Annotated in this window: 16 protein-coding genes and 1 pseudogene; all 17 read left to right on the forward strand. The window is 36.9% G+C overall.

What is annotated here, in order from left to right; translation table 11 throughout:
- Window positions 1-20 precede the first annotated feature (20 nt).
- The 17 genes and pseudogenes from Q5H80_RS00850 (at window position 21) to gmd (ending at window position 22719) form a co-directional block, all read left to right on the forward strand.
- Complete coding sequence (locus Q5H80_RS00850) at window positions 21-1421, forward strand: mannose-1-phosphate guanylyltransferase/mannose-6-phosphate isomerase (protein WP_304566523.1); 1401 nt, start codon at window positions 21-23, stop codon at window positions 1419-1421.
- The gene (cpsG, locus tag Q5H80_RS00855) at window positions 1421-2806 is read left to right on the forward strand and encodes a phosphomannomutase CpsG (protein ID WP_304566524.1); all 1386 of its coding nucleotides are present in this window, start codon (window positions 1421-1423) and stop codon (window positions 2804-2806) included. Before Q5H80_RS00850 ends, cpsG begins: the two co-directional genes overlap by 1 nt.
- Window positions 2806-3600, forward strand: coding sequence for an ABC transporter permease (locus Q5H80_RS00860; RefSeq protein ID WP_304566525.1), 795 nt, complete (start codon window positions 2806-2808; stop codon window positions 3598-3600). The genes cpsG and Q5H80_RS00860 overlap by 1 nt, the downstream gene beginning before the upstream one ends.
- A complete protein-coding gene (locus Q5H80_RS00865; RefSeq protein WP_304566527.1) occupies window positions 3600-4883 on the forward strand; it encodes an ABC transporter ATP-binding protein in 1284 nt (427 codons plus the stop codon). Before Q5H80_RS00860 ends, Q5H80_RS00865 begins: the two co-directional genes overlap by 1 nt.
- Before the next feature lie 5 nt (window positions 4884-4888).
- Entirely contained in the window at window positions 4889-6649 is a 1761-nt protein-coding gene (locus Q5H80_RS00870; protein ID WP_304569358.1) for an alanine-zipper protein, read from the forward strand.
- The gene (locus Q5H80_RS00875) at window positions 6646-10386 is read left to right on the forward strand and encodes a glycosyltransferase family 1 protein (RefSeq protein WP_304566528.1); all 3741 of its coding nucleotides are present in this window, start codon (window positions 6646-6648) and stop codon (window positions 10384-10386) included. The genes Q5H80_RS00870 and Q5H80_RS00875 overlap by 4 nt, the downstream gene beginning before the upstream one ends.
- 61 nt (window positions 10387-10447) lie before the next feature.
- On the forward strand, window positions 10448-13042 hold the full coding sequence (locus tag Q5H80_RS00880; protein WP_304566530.1) for a hypothetical protein: 2595 nt from the start codon (window positions 10448-10450) through the stop codon (window positions 13040-13042).
- A 332-nt stretch (window positions 13043-13374) separates the two neighbouring features.
- The gene (locus Q5H80_RS00885; protein ID WP_304566531.1) at window positions 13375-14292 is read left to right on the forward strand and encodes a glycosyltransferase family 2 protein; all 918 of its coding nucleotides are present in this window, start codon (window positions 13375-13377) and stop codon (window positions 14290-14292) included.
- Window positions 14289-15011 (forward strand): sulfotransferase, encoded by a 723-nt coding sequence (locus Q5H80_RS00890; protein ID WP_017097584.1) that lies wholly within the window; start codon window positions 14289-14291, stop codon window positions 15009-15011. Before Q5H80_RS00885 ends, Q5H80_RS00890 begins: the two co-directional genes overlap by 4 nt.
- Before the next feature lie 9 nt (window positions 15012-15020).
- Window positions 15021-15359 carry a hypothetical protein gene (locus Q5H80_RS00895; RefSeq protein WP_017097585.1) on the forward strand — a complete coding sequence of 113 codons (339 nt, stop codon included), beginning with the start codon at window positions 15021-15023 and terminating at the stop codon, window positions 15357-15359.
- A complete protein-coding gene (locus Q5H80_RS00900; protein ID WP_017097586.1) occupies window positions 15353-15664 on the forward strand; it encodes an EamA family transporter in 312 nt (103 codons plus the stop codon). The genes Q5H80_RS00895 and Q5H80_RS00900 overlap by 7 nt, the downstream gene beginning before the upstream one ends.
- A 366-nt stretch (window positions 15665-16030) precedes the next feature.
- A pseudogene (locus tag Q5H80_RS21105) lies at window positions 16031-16213 on the forward strand (DapH/DapD/GlmU-related protein); the annotation flags it as partial.
- Window positions 16214-16829: 616 nt separating this feature from the next.
- Window positions 16830-17963 (forward strand): dTDP-4-amino-4,6-dideoxygalactose transaminase, encoded by a 1134-nt coding sequence (gene rffA / locus Q5H80_RS00910; RefSeq protein WP_304566537.1) that lies wholly within the window; start codon window positions 16830-16832, stop codon window positions 17961-17963.
- Window positions 17964-18112: 149 nt separating this feature from the next.
- The gene (locus tag Q5H80_RS00915) at window positions 18113-19780 is read left to right on the forward strand and encodes a DUF6311 domain-containing protein (protein ID WP_304566539.1); all 1668 of its coding nucleotides are present in this window, start codon (window positions 18113-18115) and stop codon (window positions 19778-19780) included.
- Window positions 19781-19859: 79 nt separating this feature from the next.
- Window positions 19860-20795: a glycosyltransferase family 2 protein gene (locus tag Q5H80_RS00920; RefSeq protein WP_304566540.1), complete on the forward strand. Its 936-nt coding sequence runs from the start codon at window positions 19860-19862 to the stop codon at window positions 20793-20795.
- Window position 20796: 1 nt separating this feature from the next.
- On the forward strand, window positions 20797-21189 hold the full coding sequence (locus tag Q5H80_RS21110; protein WP_369809703.1) for a GtrA family protein: 393 nt from the start codon (window positions 20797-20799) through the stop codon (window positions 21187-21189).
- 495 nt (window positions 21190-21684) lie between these two features.
- Window positions 21685-22719 carry a GDP-mannose 4,6-dehydratase gene (gmd, locus tag Q5H80_RS00925; protein ID WP_102540610.1) on the forward strand — a complete coding sequence of 345 codons (1035 nt, stop codon included), beginning with the start codon at window positions 21685-21687 and terminating at the stop codon, window positions 22717-22719.
- The last annotated feature ends 32 nt before the right edge of the window (window positions 22720-22751 follow it).

A 22751-nucleotide genomic window follows, 5' to 3' on the forward strand; every position in this document is an offset into this window, starting at 1 on the left:
CAAATTAAAGAAGAAAAATTATGTTTATACCTGTCATTATGGCTGGGGGTTCTGGCTCTCGTTTATGGCCTCTGTCGCGTTCAGCGTTTCCAAAGCAATTTTTAGCGCTAGATAATCACAATTCATTAACGATGTTGCAGTCCACCTTAGATCGAATTAGTGGTATGTCGGCTTCTGAAGCAATCATTATTTCTAATGAGGACCATCGCTTTGTGGTTGCGGAGCAACTTCGTACTTTTGGGCAGGAAGCTCGTATTATCTTGGAACCGGCAGGGCGAAACACTGCACCGGCTATTGCATTGGCTGCAATGCAAGCCATAGCGCATGGTGATGATCCTGTAATGCTGGTTTTAGCCGCTGACCACATAGTACAAGATACGGAAGCATTTCAAGACTCAATTCGTAAAGCTCAGGCTGTCGCAGATGCTGGTAAGTTAGCAACCTTCGGTATAGTACCAACTGCACCTGAAACGGGGTATGGCTATATTAAGCGAGGTTCTAAAGAAGGTGATGCAGCTTATGTTGTAGACAAATTTGTTGAAAAACCTCAGTTAGAAGTCGCTGAACAATATGTTGCAAGTGGAGAGTACTACTGGAATAGCGGATGCTTTATGTTCAAAGCGAGTGTCTTTCTGGAAGAGCTTAAAAAATACTCGCCAGAAATTTATGAGTGCTGTTCAAAAGCAACGAATGGCACGACAGAAGATATGGACTTTATTCGCGTCGATAAAAGCGAGTTCTTAAAGTGTCCAGATGATTCTGTTGATTATGCTGTAATGGAGCGCACCGACAAGACTGTAGTTGTACCTATGGATGCTGGTTGGAGTGACGTTGGTTCATGGTCCGCGTTATGGGAAGTTTCAGAGAAAGATAGCTCTGGAAACGTGATTCATGGAGATGCGATAACAGAGGATACTGAAGGGTGTTACATTTACGCTCCGAATAAACTGGTAGCTTCTGTTGGAGTAAAAGACATCGTTGTCGTGGAGACCAAAGATGCAGTTTTGGTCGCTCACAAAGACAATGTTCAACAAGTTAAGAAAATTGTTGAGCATCTGAAGGCCGAAAACCGAGCTGAATTCAGAGAGCATAGAGAAGTTTACCGTCCTTGGGGTAAGTCTGATGCAATTGATGGTGGTGACCGCTACAAGGTGAATCGTATTACCGTACAACCAGGTAAAAAACAATCACTCCAGATGCATTATCATCGGGCAGAACACTGGGTCGTTGTTTCTGGTACCGCCAAAGTAAGTAGCAATGGCAAAGAACAAATTATCTCTGAAAATCAGTCACTCTACATTCCAGTTGGCGTAAGTCATATGGTTGAAAACCCGGGTAAAATACCGCTCGAGCTTATTGAGATACAATCAGGTTCATACCTAAACGAAGACGACGTAGTACGTTTAGAGGAAAGTAAATAATGACAAAGTTAACATGCTTCAAAGCTTATGATATTCGCGGCCAACTAGGCTCAGAACTCGATAATGACATCGCGTACCGAATCGGCCGAGCTTACGGTCAGTTTCTAAAAAGTGAAAATGCAGATGAGAAAACCATTGTTGTTGGAGGAGATGTTCGACTAACCAGTGAAGAACTGAAACTATCTTTAGCTAACGGTTTGATGGAGGCGGGTGTTCACGTTCTAGATATTGGCTTATCAGGTACGGAAGAAATCTACTTTGCTACCTTTCATCTAGGTGTTGATGGTGGTGTAGAGGTTACAGCTAGTCACAACCCTATGGATTACAATGGTATGAAGCTTGTTCGTGAAGGAGCAAGACCAATTAGTGGTGATACTGGGTTACGAGATATTCAAACGTTAGCGGAAAACAATGACTTCATTGACGTTCCTGTTAAAGGAACCTACAAGCAAATTAATGTTTTGAAAGAGTACACCGATCATTTGATGGGATATATTACGCCAGCTAATATCAAACCGATGAAACTGGTGATCAATTCTGGTAATGGCGCTGCAGGGCACGTGATTGATGCTCTTGAAGAGCGTTTTCAAGCACTGAATATTCCACTGGAACTTATCAAAGTTCACCATGAGGAAAACGGTAACTTCCCTAACGGTATCCCAAATCCATTATTGCCAGAATGCCGTGCAGATACAGCAAATGCCGTAAAAGAACATAAGGCTGATATGGGGATCGCCTTTGATGGTGATTTTGACCGTTGTTTCTTATTTGATGAAAATGGCGATTTTATCGAAGGCTACTATATTGTAGGTTTACTCGCAGAAGCGTTCTTACAAAAAGAAAAAGGTGCGAAAATTATTCATGATCCTCGCTTATCTTGGAACACTATTGACGTTGTCTCCAAAGCAGACGGTGTTCCTGTAATGTCGAAAACCGGTCATGCCTTTATCAAAGAGCGAATGCGTAAAGAGGATGCCATTTACGGTGGAGAGATGAGTGCGCATCACTACTTCCGTGATTTCGCATATTGTGATTCCGGTATGATTCCTTGGTTGCTAGTAACCGAGCTGTTGTCAGTTAAAAGCATGAAGCTTTCAGAAACGGTTTCAGAGCGTATCAGCGCATACCCTTCATCTGGTGAAATTAACTCCAAGCTAGATAATCCACAAGAATCAATTGCTAAGGTTTTAGAGTCATATAAGCCTGATGCTTTAGTTTTTGATGAGACGGATGGAATTAGTTTAGAGTTCGCTGATTGGCGTTTTAATTTACGTTCTTCAAATACTGAACCTGTTGTGAGATTAAATGTTGAATCTCGATCAGATATCGAGTTAATGGAAGAAAAAACTAAAAAAATACTAGATTTGTTAAAGGCCAGTCATTAATGAAAGGGTTATTATTAGCAATTTATAATTACAGAGGCTTTATTGTTGCTAGTGTTAAGCGAGACTTTCAGTCTCGCTATCAAACGAGTATGTTAGGCGCTGCTTGGTTGATATTACAACCTTTAGCAATGATACTTGTATATACATTAGTCTTTTCTCAAGTAATGAAAGCTAGGCTTCCTGGCGAAACTGGCCCATATGCTTATAGTATTTACCTTTGTGCTGGTGTTTTAACGTGGGGGCTGTTTGCAGAAATAATAGGCAGGAGTAAAGGCGTTTTTATCGATAATGCTAATCTATTGAAAAAAATGTCTTTTCCGAAAATATGCTTACCTGTAATAGTTGTTATTTCATCAACAATTAACTTTTTTATTATTTTCTCCTTATTTATTATTTTCTTGCTATCAATTGGTCAATTCCCAGGCAGTCTTATTTTCGATTTCTTAATTGTATTGAGTCTGCAAATTATACTAGCTTCTGGGATTGGGATTATTGTTGGTATTTTGAATGTTTTCTTTCGAGATGTAGGACAATTTGTTGATGTGTGTCTTCAGTTCTTATTTTGGTCTACGCCTATTGTTTATGCTATTGATATAATATCTGATGAATTACATTCAGCCATAATGCTAAACCCAATGGCTAGGCTAGTATCATCTTATCAAGAAATATTTGTACACAAGCAGTCGCCAGATTGGCAACTTTTATTTCCTGTATTAATTTTTGCGATATTTTGCTGTTTAGTAGGTCTAACTTTATTTCGTAAACATTCTTCAGATATGGTAGATGAATTGTAATGGGTAAAATCACAGTTAACAATGTCGGAAAAGCATATAAATTATATAACTCAAGGTTTGCTCGGTTTATTGAATGGATATCGCCATTTACTAAACACAAATTGAAATGGATTTTAAGTGATATCAATTTTTCTATTGAACCTGGAGAAGCCGTTGGTGTAGTTGGTATTAATGGTGCGGGTAAAAGTACACTACTAAAAATGATAACGGGAACAACTCAGCCTACTGACGGAGATATCATGGTTGAGGGGCGCATTGCTGCGTTACTTGAACTTGGTATGGGCTTTCACCCTGATTTCTCTGGGCGACAAAATGTATATATGGCAGGGCAGCTTCAAGGGCTTACCAGTGAAGAGATAGACTCATGCTTCTCTGAAATTGAAAGCTTTGCCGATATTGGTGATTATATCGATCAACCAGTTAGGGTATATTCAAGTGGGATGCAAGTTCGATTAGCATTTGCTGTTGCAACTGCAATTAGACCAGACATACTCATTGTTGATGAAGCACTATCCGTTGGAGACGCTTCTTTCCAACGCAAATGCTTCCGTAGAATCGAGGAATTTCAAGATAAAGGTACTACCTTACTTTTTGTGACTCACGATATTGAAAGTATGAAACGGATTTGTGATAAAGGCCTTTTATTAAACAACGGGAAATTGGCAGCCTTTGGAGATGCAAAAAGTGTTGCTGATCAGTATGAAAAAGAACTATTTAACTCCGAGAATGAAATAGACAGTTTAGATGAAATAGACAGTTTAGATGAAATAGACAGTTTAGATGAAATAGACAGTTTAGATGCAATAGATCCAGAACTGATTAGTGACTGTGAAATTCAATATGGCGATAAGAGAGCAGAAATTAAAAACCTTTGGTTGGAAAACATAAAAAATAAAAAAACCAATGTATTCTCTAGTCGGTCTAAAATTATACTCAAATACAATGTTGCCTTCAAAGAAGATGTAAATGATATTATATTTTCTTTTATGATAAAAACAAAGGATGGAATTTCATTACTTGGTGTGGATACCGTAGATTACAACTTAGAAAATAAAAATTACAAATCAGGAGATGTGGTTGATATTGAATTTGATATCGAAAACTCTTTTGCACCTGGAACCTACTACATTAATGTTGGCCTGAGGGATGATAGTGAAGATTCGCCTATATTTTTACATCGAAGAGTTGATGCATTGATTTTTAGAGTTATCGAAGATGAGTATACTTATGTGAAATATGGATTGGTAAACACACCAGTTAACTTTGCATTGAAGAAAGCGTGAGCAATATGAAAATAAATAATGATAATGAAGTGATTTTTATTCATAGTATATTCAGAGCGAGTAGTACTTATATTTTTAAAAAGTTTAGAGAAAATCGAGAGCGATATACTTGCTACCAAGAGCCCGTTCATGAAATCGGTATTATGGCATTGGACGACCATGAGGTTTTAAATCAAGATACCGGAAGTGAAAAGAACGATCAACTAAGGCACCCAATCTTGGAAAAGTCATATTTTTATGAGTTGTACAATATCTCAGATAAAGCATTACCTTACTTAAATCAAGATGATATATACGATAATTATTTCAACACGAACGTTGAATCGTTATGTGATTATCTAAATATTCTTGTAGAGAATAGTGAACATCGCTGTGTGATTCAAGAGTGTAGATTGAGTTCAAGAATGGCCGCTATTAAAGACAAAATGGCAGGTACGCACCTCTATCTGTGGCGAAATCCATGGGATCAGTGGTGGTCATACAAAGTAACTGATTATTTTGACACCGTGAATTTACTAATCCTATCGGCGAGTCCACAGCCAGATGTTATTAAGAAAATTTCGGAAAAGATCAACATAACTAAATATGGTAATGATGATCTTTTAAGTCGGTTCTCCCAATTGATGAAAGTAAAATTAAGCGCTGAAAATAGCTACTTAGTTTTTTATGCCATTTGGTTATATAGCCTAATTGAGGCTCTGGAAACAGCTGATTATATTTTCAATATTGATAAGCTATCAACATGTGATAATTATAAAGAGTTAGTATCAGAAGAACTTAATAATATGGGAATTCAAGGTGTTGACTTCTCGGACTGTCACGTTCCGCAGTGTCAGTTTACAAATAAAGATGTTGAGTTCTTCTCAAATATTGAGTCTACAATTCACGAACTATTTTTAGAAAGTGGTTACGATAGCGAGTTATTAGAAAACGTATTAGCTTTTAAAGATGAATATTTCCCTAAAGATTCAAAGCTTGATACTAACTCAATACTAAAAGATTCAGAAAGAGCCAGAGAGCTTGCGAGAAACTATATGACAGAGCTTTCTATTTGTTATCAAAATTTAGAAACTTGTCGTCAAAGCTTAGAGTCTTGTAACCAAAACCTAGAGAATTATAACCAAAGCTTAGAATTGGAGAAGGATAAAAACAACATCTTGTCTGTTCAGTCAAGACGAAAGGTTAATAAAATAGAAGTTAAGTTAGCTAGATTTGAAACGAAAACTCGCAATGCTGAAATGAGAGGCAATGAAGCAGAAGTTAGAGCGAATGAAGCAGAAGCTAGAGCGAATGAAGCAGAAGCTAGAGCGAATGAAGCAGAAGCTAGAGCGAATGAAGCAGAAGCTAGAGCGAATGAAGCAATAGCTGAGGCAAGTGTAGCGCACGCTAGTGTTCATGCAGTCGAAGCTAAATTGAGTGAAGCTGAGGGAATGATTAATGCAATTCTAAACTCAAACTCTTGGCGTATTACAAAACCGATACGATTTTTAGTGCGCTTACCGTTTCGTATAGCAAGAAAATTGAAAAGACTCTTTTTAAAGGTTGCCCGTCGGTTAATTAGGTACCCAATTTACGTAATTATTAGAAACCCGACGCTAAAAGAACAAATATTAAAATTGATAAGAAAAAGCAGTAAATTAGAGCGATTTACTAGAATTATGTATATAAGTAACAATGAATCTTCCATAATGCCTGTTGATACTGAGGTCTTAACAGATAGAGGGAATGAAATATTAAATACAATTAAAAGAAATAAAAAATTATGAAAATTTTAATTGACTTACAATCTTGTCAAAGTCCTAGTCGCTTGAGAGGGATTGGACGTTATTCATTAGACTTAGCTTTAGAATTGATTTCAATTGGTAGTGATAAGCATGACTTTCATATATTACTTAATTCTAACTTATCTGAATCAATATTATCGTTGAGAACGGTATTCGAGCCTATTATAGGTTGTGGAAATATCCATACTTTTTCCGGTTTACCAAGAACATCTGGTCTTGAAAATAATATTGAGCTTATACGTGCGACAGAAAAAATAAGAGAATATGAGATTAATTTAATTAATCCGGATTTTGTTCATGTTAGCAGTTTGTTTGAAGGCTTTGACAATAATTCAGTCGTTAGTATACCTGAGATAAATTCAATCCCTACCGCTGTTACTGTATACGATTTAATCCCGCTAGTTAATGAAAAAGAGTACCTGAAAATCCCGCAGCATAAAGCATGGTACTATGAAAAAGTTGAACAACTGAAGCGTGCTGACCTTTTATTTGCAATTTCTGATAGCACCAAGAGAGAGTGTTCTGAGTATCTAAAACTAGGCAACGAAAAGTTGTCGAACATATCATCTTCGGTATCTCATACTTTCTTAAATGCTAAGCTTTCAGAGGCTAGCTCTGATGAAGTTTTAGATAAATTTAACATTTTCGGCAACTATCTTTTATATACAGCGAACCTTGATAAAAGGAAAAATATTGCTGGTTTACTTGAAGCCTACTCATTGCTTGATAAAGAGATCAGAAGTTCTTTTAAATTGGTTATTGTTTCGTATATTGATGAGGAACGAAAGGCAACTCTAAACAAAAAGGCGAATAGGCTTGGTATTTTACAAGATGAGTGGACGGTTACAGGGCATGTAAAAGACGAAGAACTAGCTGTTTTATATAACCGATGTAGCTTATTTGTCTTTCCATCTTTACATGAGGGTTTTGGTCTGCCATGTCTAGAAGCTATGGTATGTGGTGCCCCTGTAATTGGTTCTAATGTAACAAGCATTCCTGAGGTTATTGGGTTAGAGAGTGCGTTGTTTGATCCTCTTAACTCTCTTGAAATGGCAAAGGTGATTACAAAAGCAATAACTGATTCGGAGTTTAATCAGTTATTACTTAATAATTCAAAAAAAAGGGTGAAAGAATTTTCGTGGACTACGACTGCTGAAAGGTTTCTTCAAGAAATTGAGTCATTTACCCTTCCGGATAAAGCATATATATCAAAGGAAGAGTTGTATCAGCAGTGTATTGAGGGTGTCTCTACACCTGCTGTTCTATCAGACAATGATCTTTGTAATATTGCTAGTGCTATTGATCAATCAGCACCCAAAAGTCAGCCTGAATTGCTAATCGATATAACGGCATTAGCGGAAAGTGATGCAAAGACAGGAATTCAACGAGTCGTCAAGTCTATTATCGGACAAATGTGTGGACTCAAGCTTTCACATCAAATGAGACTGATCTACCTTGCATCTGATGGCAATTATTATTATGCGTGTGATTATGAGAATAAATACGAGCACATAAAAAGTGTGAACCAAGGTTATGTTCAACCACACTCAGGTGATGTTTTCGTAGGGCTAGACTTAGTCGCTCATGCGGCAGAACGGACTGGACAAATATACAAGAAGTGGCGTGAAATTGGTGTTTATATATGCATTGTTGTTTACGATATTTTGCCAATAACAATGCCTACTTTCTTTCACTCTGGAATTAGAAACGCTTTTCCATTGTGGGGGAAAATGATTTCTGAAAGATCGGATCTACTTCTTTGTATATCAGAGTCGGTTGCTCATGAGCTCGAAGAGTTCATTCGATCCTCGTCAGTCGTTCGAGAGTTACCTTATACCATTGAACACTTCCATTTAGGAGCTGACTTTTCGGCTTCACCTTCAGAAGATACTCAATTAGAAGTTGAAGAGGAAGGCCTAAAAGGAATAGATTTGTCTAAAACCTTTTTAATGGTTGGGACAATTGAACCACGCAAAGGACACCAGCAAGTTGTTGATGCATTTGAAAGATTGAGTGGCTCATTCGAGGATTATACCTTACTTATAGTCGGTCGGGTTGGTTGGAATACTGAGAGTCTAATTAAAAAATTAGAGTTAGCTAATTTACAAGCATCGAACATTAAATGGTTGAGTGACTGCGCAGACGAAACGTTACAGTACCTATACAAAAATGCTAGAGCTTTAATTGCCGCTTCTTATGGTGAGGGGTTTGGTTTACCTCTGATAGAAGCTGCTCAATACGGAATTCCTATCATTGCTCGTGATATTCCTGTATTTCGTGAGGTAGCAGGACAACATGCATACTTTTTTGAAGATAGTATCGAGTTTGAAGTGGTTAAAGATGCAGTTATCAACTGGTCGAACTTATACGATGCGGACAAACACCCTGTATCAATCGGTATGCCTTGGTTAACATGGGAAGAGAGTGCGTTGCAATTTCAGTCGAAACTAATGAGAACTAGTCCAATAACTTATAGTTTGCCAGATGTAGATGTAGATGGTGAAAACGAAGCGCCTCAATTAAATATGGAATTGTTAACTGAAATCATGCCTGATGTAAAATTAAAGAACACTCTATTTTTAGATATTAGCTCCTTAGTGCATTTTGACCATGCGACTGGAATACAACGTGTGGTTAGAGCAATATGTGATGTTTTACTAAAAGAAAACCTTGAAAGTTACGATTGCCAAGTCGCATTTTCATATCCTGGTGACAATAATTACTACTATCCGAATATAGCTAATGGAAACTTTTCAGTTCCAGATATAAATACGCAAAATAGCAATGTAATAGAATTTAAAGATGGTGATATTTTAGTTTTCCTAGATCTTCATCCCGATAATGGATTTTCTAAAAAGCACTTAATACAACAATTGAAGCAAAAAAATGTAAAGTCATACTTTGTTGTTTATGATTTGCTTCCTATATCACACCCTAACTACTTTGTACTCGAGCTTGTTTCCAGTTTTAATCAATGGTTAGAGGCTGTGATTAGTTCTGATGGCGCACTGTGTATATCTGAAGACGTATCGATAAAATTATCAGAATGGATTGATGAAAATAGCAAACTTACCCCTGACTATTTTGAGAATAAGCATTTCCATTTAGGGGCTAATCTGGATGATACCGTGCCTAGTGTTGGAATTCCAAGTTATGCAAGCTATATCGAATCTCTTTGCGATACCATGGAAACGTTCTTGATGGTTGGGACTGTCGAGCCAAGAAAAGCGCATGGGTTGGTGTTAGATGCATTTGAGAAACTTTGGGAGTCGGGCTCAGACATTGCTTTAATTATTGTAGGTAAAGCTGGCTGGTGCAATGACGTAACTCTCCAAAGGCTCAAGGGGCATAAGCAACTCAATAAACGCCTTTTTTGGTTGGAAGGTATAAGTGATGAATATTTAGACATGCTTTATCAAGATGCGAGCTGTCTTATCGCTGCCAGTGAAGGTGAGGGTTTTGGTTTACCCCTAATTGAATCTGCTATGCATAAAACGCCTATTATAGCGCGCGATATTCAAGTGTTTCGTGAGGTGGCTGGTGAGCATGCCTACTATTTCTCAGAAGACGATAACCCAATTCATTTAGAATTGGCGATAAAAAGTTGGCTGAGCTTGTATGAAAGAGATGAGCATCCTAAGTCTGACAATATGCCATATTTGACCTGGAAAGAAAGTTCTATGCAACTTTTGGAATGTCTGACTATAAATGTAAATTAACTTAAACCCTAAGATATAATGTAAATATTCTTAGGGCTTTTATTCTAATATGAAATGTTTAATGAAAAATAAAATTAGAGAGTTTTTCGTGGGCGATGATTTTAAAAATAAACAATTAGAAAATGTCGTTTGGTCACTTTTGCTTATGTTCTTGACGTATGCGAACTTAGTCTATAGTTACGACCTTAATGAATTAGACTGGAATTATCCTATTTTATATTCTGGTGATGCGCTTCATGTTTTACAAATGATAAAAATGATAGGAACTGGTGACTGGCCTATATATGGGATTCCTCATTCTTCAACGATGGGAGGGCCATTTGATTTTGTCATGGGGGATTTTAGTGGGCCTAATACCGCTCAATATCTATTTATTAAACTTTTTACACTGTTCAGTGAAAATGTTTTTATTGTTTTTAATAGCTATGTCGTAGCATCATACTTCTTTTGTTCTATCGGGATGTTTATTTTTCTTAGAAAATTGTCAATATCCCCTGTTATTGCTGTAGGATGTAGTCTTTTATTTTCGTTTATACCATTCCATTTTTATAGAACTGGGCATGTGTATTATATAAATTATTTCTATTTACCATTTTTCTTCTATTTTATAACTAAGATATGGGATGATATTCCAGTATTTTATAAGAAACACGAAAGGGGTGCGAAGTTAGATTTTTCACTTTCTAACCTATTAAAGATTATTTTTATTTTATTCTTTTCTGTATGGAACTTCTATTATTCATTTTTTATATGTTATTTTATTTGTGTGATAACACTTTCGGCGTGTATTGTTCATAGAAGTCTTAGGCACTTAGTTAGTGGGATTGTTTTATTATCAACTATAATTTCAGGTTTTCTTATTTCGTATTTTCCTTTTTTATACTTTAAGTATTTAAATGGTAATAACCCCGGAGTGGCGAATCGTATTGCAGAAGAAAGCCGAATCTATTCCTTGAGGATTTCGGAGTTATTTTCTCCTGTTCAAGGCCACCCTTGGCTAGTGCAAGAGAATTTGACAGCTGATTATTTTGCCACGGGTGGTTCTCTTGGTATAGCTACTGTTATTGGATTAGTTTTCGGAGTGCTGATATTAATAACAAAAGTTAATACAAAAAATATAAAATCAAGATATGCAATACTCATCATCGCTGGGATATTGTTGATGACTTATTCTGGATTGTCTTACTTATTTGCATTATATATATCTCCTTCTATTCGAGGATATGGGAGAGGTGTGATATTCATAGCTTTATTTTCACTGGTTTTACTTGCTTTTCTTCTTAATGATTTATATTCAAAGACATCTAGAATAAAAAGGTGTATTTTATCTACATCAATAGTTTTGTTTTTTTGTATTGGTTTGTGGGATATATCTAGTAAAAATATGAGTTTTTCTGCTAATGAAAAAAATATTGAACTAATAGAGTCTCAAAAGGTGTTTGTAGGTGCTATTCAGAATGAACTTCGGCTATCGGCAAGTTCTAATGTACTGCAATTACCTCACATGTCTTTCCCTGAATCGCCCCGTAAATTTCGAATGCACAGCTATAGCAATAGTTTTGTTAACTATTTTTCAACAGATAGTTCAATTCGTTGGACAAATAGCGCTATTCGTGGAAGAGAGTCTGACTATTGGATTACAGAACTACTAAAACTAGACATAAAGACTCAATTAAAAATATTGGAGAAATCTGGATTTTCAGGAATAACAATTGACAGGTTTGGTTATGAGGATAATGGAGTTAGTATAGTTCAATCCTTATCAGATAATTTAGGAAAATCCTACATTGAAGATAAGACTAGGCGCTATGTGTTTTTTAAATTGTTAGCAGAAGAAAACTCAAGGCCAAGGCCTATTATTCGCATTCTGAACGAGAACTTTTGGGGCTGGGAAGGTCGTTGGGGTAGCTTTTCTTGGGCTAAAGGCAATGCTAAATTGTTTATCCCTAACGGAACAGAGAGTTCTCTAAATTATAGGCTGGAATTTTCTTTAACTACTTTAGTTCCGAGAACCGTAGAATTCTCTGTTATGGGGGATTTGCACAAGTTAGATTTGATCCCTAAACAGTTAACCCCCTTTTCCAGTGATATTGAGATTCCACCAGGAGGTATTTACATTGACATTACTACCGATAAGCCAGCTTTTACGGTTAATTCTAGTCAAGATAAGTCTAAAGACTCTAGGAAAGTGTCCTTCGGGATCTTTGACTTTAAGGTATTGAAGTATGGTGTTGATGTAAATTTAGAACCTTTCGGGTATGTTGAAGAGCCTAAGTTAAATGATGATGTGCTTAATTATAACTTTTGGGGATGGGAAGGTGGATGGGGTAATTTTTCTTGGGCTAAAGGCAATGCAAATTTGTTTATTCCTAACAAAAGTGAGAATACAGTTTCTTGTGAACTGGATTTTTCGATTGCTACCTTGGTTCCTAGAGAGGTTGAGTTTGAAATATCAGGAGAGTCTTATAAAGTTGAATTAATCCCTGGGCGGTTGAATCAAATATTGCAGACTTTTGATGTGCCTCCTGGCGGTTTTGGTATCTATATGAAAAGTAATAAACCGCCTTATCAAGTTGATTCAAAAGATACGAGAAAAGTATCGTTTGCTATATCAAATTTTGAGCTTTCAGGTAGTTGCTTGGATAGTGTTAATTAAAACATTGTAAGTAAAAAAAACACACCAACGGACCTCCCTCTCATGCGGTTTTCGGTAAGAGATTGGATTACCTATGATAACCCAGTGGTTAATGTAACTGAATTTGTAATATCCTGAGTTACTAGCCAATAGTCGTCCTGGTAATTTAACGTTGAGTTGCTAGGGCGGAACTTGTTTGGGTAGATGCTGGAAATTACGATGGTTTGTTTGAAACGAGCTGTTTTATTCGTGCGTAAAGTTTAAGGTTGCATTAAGGCCGGAGTTGAATAGTAAAGTCTATGGTAGAGATCTAGCGGTTTTGGTTTTTAGTTTGAGTTTTAAAGGTATTCTTAGTGAAGTTATCAATAGTTATCCCAGTTTACAAAAGCCAGTTATTCGTCGAGAAGACAGTGAATGAAATCATTCCTTATGTATCTCAAATTACACATGACTATGAAATCATTCTGGTCAATGATGGCAGTCCCGATGACAGCTGGAGAGTTATCTCGAAATTAGCAACTGATATAGTTCAGGTTAAGGCTATTAATCTCGTAAAGAATTATGGCCAACATACGGCCGTAATGTGTGGAATTGAGAAAGCGACGGGTGACTATATTGTTACCATGGACGATGACTTACAGAATCCGCCAAGCGAAATTTGTAAGTTAGTAGAAAAAATAAATGAAGGTTATGATCTGGTTTTTGCTGAGTTTGAAGAAAAAAAACATGCACCTTATAGACGCTTAGGAACGAAACTAATTGATGTTTTAAATAACAAAATATTCAATAAACCTGATGATATTGTACTTACTAATTTTAGAATATTTACGCAAGCTTTGGCTCAGCGCATTATCAAATATCGTGTAAACGAACCTTACATCCCTGGTCTATTACTAATGCACGCCAGTAAAATAGGCAATACTATGACTAAACACGCTAAAAGGGATGATGGTGAGTCCAATTATTCTTTAGGGAAAATACTTATACTTGTCAGCCGGTTACTTTTTAATTATTCATCTTATCCACTTAAAGCGCTATCAATACTCGGTGGGGGTATATCTATTGTTAGTTTTATTTGGGGACTTTTTATGATAGTTAATCAATTGCTTTTTGGAAGTAGTGTACAAGGTTGGACAACATTAGTTGCATTACTGTCATTTTTGAATGGGTTTGTTATCTTATTGCTTGGGGTACTGGGTGAATATGTTATACGAATTTCAAAAACTTTGTCCCATGATTGCGCTTATCACGTATCAGAGGAAGTCGAATGAACCAGTTTTTTATTGTAGGGGCTCAACGAAGCAGTACAACATGGCTCTATAAAATGTTACAGCAACACCCTCAGATAGCGATGGCCGAGCCCGTTAGACCTGAGCCTAAACACTTTTTAGGTGATGAATTTGACGATAACAAGCACAGCTACTTATCAAAATATTTTTCAAATGTTGAAAGTGACATCCTTGCGTGCGGTGAAAAAAGCACAACTTATATTGAGTCAGAATTAGCTGCTCAAAGAATATCCACTATGTTTCCTGAAGCCAAGATTATTATGGTCTTACGAAACCCCGTTGAAAGAGCATTGTCAAATTATCACTTTTCAGTTAGTAATGGCCTGGAAAGTAGAGGGATTTGTGATGCTATCCTAAATAGAGAACAGGCTCCTTCGCTAACGTCCGTATTGTCCACAGACCCGTTCGATTATTTAGGCAGGGGCTTGTATAAAAATTATATTGACTTGTATGAGAAGTATTTCCCTAAAGATAGCTTACTCATTCTTTCGACAGAAAATTTAACTAAGCATCTATTAAGCTTGTCAAGAACCTACAAGTTTTTAGGTGTTGATCATAAATATGAACCGAAAAGCTTCTTTAGGGCTGAAAATACTAGCTCAAATAAAGAAAAGCCACCAGAGGAAGTGATGGAGTACCTCTACGATTATTATAGAGATACTTTTTTATATTTAGGCCAGTATCCTGACTTTGAACGTTAGAAATTGATTATGCGAATTGTCTCTGTCTTATTTACGGTGTTTTTAACCTTTCTAACATCGGTTATTTTGAGTGAATCAGCATCTCAAGTTGAGTTGTTTAGCTGGGTAGGTATCGCAGTTATTGCTACCGTAGTTTTTTTGAATGTTATCAAGTTTATTGCATGGGGCTGGTTGAACCGTCGTTATGATCTATCAAAAACATACCCATTAACAGCCATGTTTTTTCCTTTGATTTTCATTTATGCGGTTGCTACAGGGGAGGCTGAACTGACTCTTCAGAAAGTCGTAGGTCTGGGGATTATACTTTCCGGGCTTTATTTGATGGAGGTTTCAAAAAGAAAATGCTAATTGGTTACTTATTTGTTTTTGCTGCTATTTTGGCAACCTCAATAGGAGTTGTAACTTATAAAGAGTACAGTAGGAATAAAAGCAAAATCACTTTGTTTTTTACAGTCGCGCTATTGATGTTAGCGCCAATTATCAGTTTTAATGCTTTACAGTATTTATCTGTGGATGTTGTGTATATGGCGACAAGTTTGAATGGCCTAGTAGTGCTTTTCATGACACGTTTTTTCTTAAAAGAAAATGTGACTTGTAATCAATTTATGGGAGCTGTTTTAGTGTTCATTGGTGTATCAGTTTATATGGTGTAATATTTCATGAAAAAAAACATTCTTCGATTCGCATTTTTACACTATTCATACGGAATCAATATAATACACAGTGTCATATTCTTTCTGCCTCCTGTTTTCAGGGGACCGGTTTGGCGGTGTCTATTGGGGCAATATAGCCACAACGTGTTTATTGACTCCAATGTGTACTTTCGTTATCCATCGACAATATATTTGGGGCAGGATGTTTCAATTAATCGAGGGTGTGAGTTTTATACATCGTGGCATGATAAGGCTAGCACCAAGATTACAATTGCAAATAATGTGCGATTAGGGCCAGCAATCAGGTTTTTTGCAGCAGGCCACGATGGTAGAGATATTAGTTTACCTGATAATTCCGCTTCAATTGTTGTGGAAGACAACGTTTGGATTGGTGGTAATGCGACAGTGTTGCAAGGGGTAACCATTGGAGAAGGGGCTATTGTTGCGGCAGGAAGTGTTGTTACGAAAAATGTTGAACCTTATACCGTTGTTGGTGGTATACCTGCCGTCTACATTAAGGATAGAGTATTAAGTAATAGCTCTTTTTAGATTGAAATTAGTAAATTTAATGACAGAAACTCGAATTTTAGGGTGTGCCAATACCATTTTCTGTGCACTTATTTTGAGTATCTGATCATGAGGTCGTGATGGTGCTGTTAGCTATTATAGTTAAAATACGCTGTTATTTGAAATTTTTTGTCTGTTTTTGAACCTAAACGGTATACTTCAACTATGTCTTTCACCAATTTATGAATATTTAGATTTTATGTGAACTAGCAGTTGCATTCAGACTAGCTATCAAGCCTATAGAGGCACAGTAGATTTTTTCCCTTAATTAAGAAACGCTATGTGCTTTTATTGTCGGGTCTTCTAGGTGAAGAAATTTTTCCACTTAGTTTGGGTGTGGTGTTTATCTATAGTTGCGATGGCAGAGTCTAAGTTGGTTTATGTAAAAGTTTTGGTAGCTTTATGATATATATAACGGATCGCCTTAGACATTGCTTGAGGTACGTTATCAATGCGCGTAAATTTATGGGGCATTAAGCTAGCGATCAGGACATGTTTGAATCAGGTATACGCACGCTTTTCTTTTTTATCTGGAAAATAAGCAATGGTGCCAACATTTACAGACAGTAGTTATCAGAGAGTTATTAGGAAGTAGGTTATGATTCGATTTAATAAAGCGCCTGTTTTAGGTACGGAGTTACAATATATTTCAGACGCGATCTCGTCCCAAAAGCTTTGTGGGGATGGCGTTTTTTGTAAGAAGTCTGAGAAGTTACTTGAAGATTTGACGGGGTGCGAAAAAGCGTTACTCACTCCCTCTTGCACTGCTGCGTTAGAGCTGGCTGCGTTATTAATTGATCTAAAAGAAGGTGATGAGGTCATCGTACCTAGTTATACTTTTGTTTCAACGGCTAATGCGTTTGTGCTCAGAGGCGCAAAGATAATTTTTGTCGATGTGCAAAAAGATACGATGAACATTGACCCTGTTTGTATTGCAGCTGCAGTCACCGAAAGAACCAAGGTTATAGTCCCTGTTCACTACGCCGGGGTTGCCTGCGATATGGATGCGATCATGTCGATTGCAAATGAGCATAACTTATTTGTTGTAGAAGATGCAGCGCAAGCTATTGGTAATGCTTATAAAGGTAAGCAGTTAGGCAGCATTGGGCACTTTGGTGCATTTAGTTTCCACGAAACGAAGAACGTAACCAGTGGCGGTGAGGGAGGAGCTCTCATTGTCAACGATAAAAGGTTTGTTGAAAGAGCCGAAATTATTCGAGAAAAAGGCACCAATCGTAGTAAGTTCTTTCGAGGAAATGTGGATAAGTATTCATGGGTTGATATTGGATCTAGTTTTCTACCTTCCGAGATTCAAGCCGCATATCTCTATGGGCAACTCCTAGAGTTAGAGCGTATAAATACCGACCGTCTTGTGACTTGGAGCTACTATCAAAATTACTTGGAAGAACTTGAAAATAAAGGGCTTATTGAGTTGCCTTCAATTCCTGAATTTGCGACTAATAACGCTCATATGTTCTACTTTAAATGCCAGGCATTAGATGTTAGAACAGAACTGCTAAATTATTTGAAAGAACGGGAAGTTTCAGCCGTTTTTCATTATGTACCATTGCACACGGCATCTGCAGGGTTAGAGTTTGGAGAGTTCTGTGGTGACGACAAATATACAACTAATGAAAGTGAAAAGCTAATCAGGCTCCCTCTCTACTTTGGGATGGAAAGGGGCGATGTCGAATTGGTTTCAAAGTATATTAAAGACTTTTACGCTCTATAATTACTAGACGACAGTTTGATATTTTTAGGTTAGAGAGTGTAAATACCTCTAACCTTAATTTATTTTATTTGGTAAATAGTTACTTTAATATTTATTTTGAATTGTAACGTTTTTATGTAAATTTTATTATTGCGGAGGATAATAATAAGGTGAGTGTATTTAATAAGTCAAAGGGAATAAGTAGTGGTGTATTAGTTTTTTGTTCTGATTCTTTTAGTGCACTACTTTTTAGTCTGATCTGTATTTCTTTATCTTTAGTTTTTATATTGCCAGATGGGTTTGTTTCAGGTGATTCTAGTTATTGGTTGTCAGAAAACTCTGATATTACTCAGTATGTGGCAGGCTTTAATGCTTATTTTGATGCTCCATGGTCGTGGCCACTGTTGTCATTCGATACATTTAACTACCCTTACGGAACAAGAGCTACGTTTGTTGATATAATTCCTATTTATTCAGTTATCCTTAAGGTCTTAGTTCCAGAAAGTTATTTTCCGTTTAATCCTTTTGGTTACTGGGTGTTTTTTTGTTATTTGATGCAAGGTGTTGGTGCTTGGTGGATTCTAAGAGAGCTAAAAATAAACTCTTTGGTCGCTCTAGTAGCACTGACCGTGTTTTTTGTATTTAGCCCTGCCCTAATGGCTCGAATGGGGCATATATCTTTGATGTCACATTGGCTGCTTTTATTTTCTTTCTGCTTGTATGTTCGGTCGACTAAGTTAGGGGAGCTTCAGTTTAAATCGGCTATGTTGCTTTTACTGTGTGCTTTTTATATTAATGTTTACTTGTTTGTAATGAGCTTTTGTATTTATATAGCGTCAGTTTCTCACCTTTGGAAGTACTATAACCTCAAACAAAATATCATTTTTGTAGTTTCACCTGCATTAATGGTGCTTTCTTCTATGTTAATTACATTACTACCTTTTTCTTCATCTGGTGTAGTTGGTGATGGAGGTTTTGGTTTATATTCCATGAATATTCTTTCGCCTTTTTTAGGGGGGGATTTATTTAGAATTAATGCTGTTACCATGCCAGGGCAAGGGGAAGGTTTTAATTATTTAGGAGCTGGTCTTTTGGCTTTGTTTCCATTAGCTATTACCCTGGATATGGGCAATAATTTTGGATGTTTACGTAAGCATAAATTTATGTTTTTTTTGGTTTTTTTGTTTACTGCATATGCTCTGTCTAATAAGGTGTATTTTGGTTCATATAATATAATAAATGTTCCATACCCAAGTTTTATGGATAGTATTACGTCTCAATTTAGGGCTTCGGGGCGATTTTTTTGGCCTGTAGGATACGCCATCGCTATTTATTCTATTGTCGTGATTTCAAGATACTGCACAAGCACAAGCAAAAGATATTTTGGGCTTGGTATAATCCTAATTTTTACTGCTATTCATATTGTAGATTTGAAAGGTCGGGTTAACGTGTTTTCTAGTGTGGTGTCTCAAAATAGCACCTCTATTCTTACGCCTTCAAAAGTAGAGTTAGCGACGGGAGAGGGGGTTAGTATGATTTATTTTTACCCTAAATTCCGATGTCCGACAAAGTCTTCTCCTCATAATACATTATTACCTCTCATGAAATATGCATCTGAACGTGATATCAAGCTGAACACGGGGTATATAGCTAGATACCAAGCGTCTTGTTCGGATGTTGAAGAAGAAATATCTTTAGCGATAAATGAATCTTCAGCTTTTGTTTTTGCTTCAGATGATTATCCTAATGTTACAAGTATCCAGGGTTTATTCCCTAAAGATGTAAAAATCATCTGTAAGTTGGAGCCTGGGATGCACATTTGTCGCGTGAATAAGTAGCACTTAGCTATGAATATAATATATAGCTATGTTTTCACATAGTGTATTGGCATTTGACCTAAAACCAAAAGGTATAGACGTGGAAAATAAGTTGGTGAGTGTGGTTTCTCCTTTTTATAATGAGGAGGATGGGGTGGAAGCTTTTTTTTCTCGGATTGTTACTATATTCGACAAGGATTTGGATAACTACAATTTAGAAATTATCGCGATAAATGATGGCAGTACAGATCAAACCTATGACAGATTAGTCGATATGCAGGCTCGCTATAAAGGAGTTTGCGTAGTTGATTTGTCCAGAAATTTTGGTAAAGAGGCTGCTCTTTCAGCGGGTTTAGATAATGCGAACGGTGATCTTGTTGTTGTAATTGATTCTGATTTACAGCACCCTCCCGAAAAAATTCCTGAAATGGTGCGTTTATGGGAAGAAGGTCATGAAGTTGTTTTAGCCAAGAGAGCAAATAGAGATACAGATACTAGAATCCAAAAAATCACAGCAAATGCTTTTTATAAGTTTCATAATCTTATATCAGACATTGAAGTACCATCCGGTGTTGGGGACTTTAGATTAATGGATGCCATTGTTGTGGCTGAAGTCAATAAGTTGAAAGAGTCTCACCGCTTTATGAAAGGCGTATTTGCCTGGGTCGGATTTAGGTCAGTTACTATAGAGTATAATGTAGAAAGCCGGGCTTCAGGGGAAACAAGTTTTAACACATGGAAGTTATGGAACTTTGCTTTGGAAGGTATCACTAGCTATAGTACCATTCCATTAAGAGCATGGTCATATTTGGGGCTTACTATTTCTTTACTTTCTATAATGTACGCTTTGTTTTTGGTTTTTAAAACGTTAGTTTTTGGTGTCGATACTCCAGGTTTTGCTTCAATAATGGTAACAATCCTATTTATTGGAGGGATACAATTGATCGGTATTGGTGTCTTGGGAGAATATTTAGGTCGGACTTATTCAGAGGTTAAAAATAGACCAGTTTATATAGCTAGGAAAATAATTAAATAGTATGAGTATCTTAGCTCGGTATTTTTTTAGATATAAAAGCTTGATTAAGTTTGGGACGATTGGCGTTGTCAATACGTTGGTGCATACGACATTAGTCATTCTAGCTGTAGAAATAGTGCGATTAAATCCAGTGCTTTCTAATATAATAGCTTTTTTTATTACGAACATCCTTTCGTATTTTATGAATGCTTATTGGGTATTTTTTTCCAAGGTCAGTGTATCAAAGTATTTAAAATTCCTTCTCGCGTCAGCTACCGCTCTTATTGGTACGGTGTTGTTCTCATCGTTGGCTGAGGCTATGAACTGGCATTATTTGATTGGAATCGTCTTAATCAGTACGGTTCTTCCCTTGATTACTTATTTTGTGTATAAAGTTTGGGTTTTCTCTCGTTGATTTTTTCTGTGAGAATCGTTGACAATATCTTTCACGGTAGCAGACTGTCTTACGACTGAACGGTTAAATGCGCAAGGTCGCTGTAGGTTGGCAATCTGAGTCGAAATCGATTTGTTGTAACTTCTTCGTTGGTTCATTCATTGGGAAAGTTCGTTAGTTAAAGCTCGAATTGGAGGTAGAGGAAAGTCTTGGGATACGTTACGATATAAGGTCTAATTGGACTCAAGACTTGTTTGAATCCACTTGCTCCAAAATGCATTTTGATGACATCATTTAGTAGCACCCAGGGATGAAATTAGTACAAGGCAACAATAAAGAACAACTCACTCGTAGAGTGATCGGCTAAGCGTCAACTTAAGATAATGTTGTTGGCTAAAGTTACTTGGTGATTTTGAAAGCTTTATATAATCTGGTTGTTCAGACGTCTTCAATATATAATTGATTATCTAATTGAGATATAAACACTTAAAGTGAATTGGTAAAAGGTATAACTTGATGAAAACAGCAGTAATAACAGGGATTACAGGCCAAGATGCGGCTTATCTAGCAGAACTTCTTTTAGAAAAAGGTTATAAAGTATACGGTACATACCGTCGTACAAGTTCTGTGAACTTTTGGCGTATCGAAGAGTTAGGAATTGAGAACCATCCTAATTTGGAGCTTGTGGAATACGATTTAACAGACTTGTCTAGCAGTATTCGTCTATTACAAAACACGGGGGCTGATGAAGTTTACAACCTTGCAGCGCTAAGCTTCGTGGGCGTGTCATTCGACCAACCTCTTACTACTGCTGAAATTACGGGTATTGGTCCGGTTAATCTTTTAGAAGCAATTCGTATTGTTAACCCTAAAATTCGTTTTTATCAAGCATCTACTTCTGAGATGTTTGGTAAGGTACAAGAAATTCCTCAACGTGAATCTACGCCATTCTATCCACGTAGCCCATACGGTGTTGCAAAACTGTATGCGCACTGGATGGTGATTAACTACCGTGAGTCATACGACATTTTTGCTACTAGTGGTATTTTGTTTAACCATGAATCACCGTTGCGTGGTCAAGAATTCGTTACACGTAAAATCACTGACTCTGTAGCGAAAATCAAGTTAGGTAAGCTAGATGTGCTTGAGCTTGGTAACATGGATGCGAAGCGCGATTGGGGCTTTGCAAAAGATTATGTTGAAGGTATGTGGCGTATGCTACAAGTAGACAAGCCTGATACTTATGTTCTTGCTACTAATCGTACTGAAACAGTCCGTGATTTTGTTACGATGGCATTCAAAGCTGCTGATATTGAACTAGAGTGGAATGGCTCTGAAGAGAACGAAACCGCGACAGATAAAGCTACTGGTAAAGTTGTGATGAGAATTAACCCTAAATTCTATCGCCCTGCGGAAGTAGAGTTGTTGATCGGTAACCCAGAAAAGGCGAAGAAAGAACTTGGTTGGGAACCAACAACAACACTAGAAGAGCTATGTGCAATGATGGTTGAAGCAGATCTTCGTCGTAACGAGCAAGGTTTCTCGTTCTAATCTTTAACCTTTTTTGCTAAATGGCAGCAGTT

The organism is Vibrio sp. SNU_ST1, assembly GCF_030563405.1.
Lineage (GTDB): Bacteria > Pseudomonadota > Gammaproteobacteria > Enterobacterales > Vibrionaceae > Vibrio.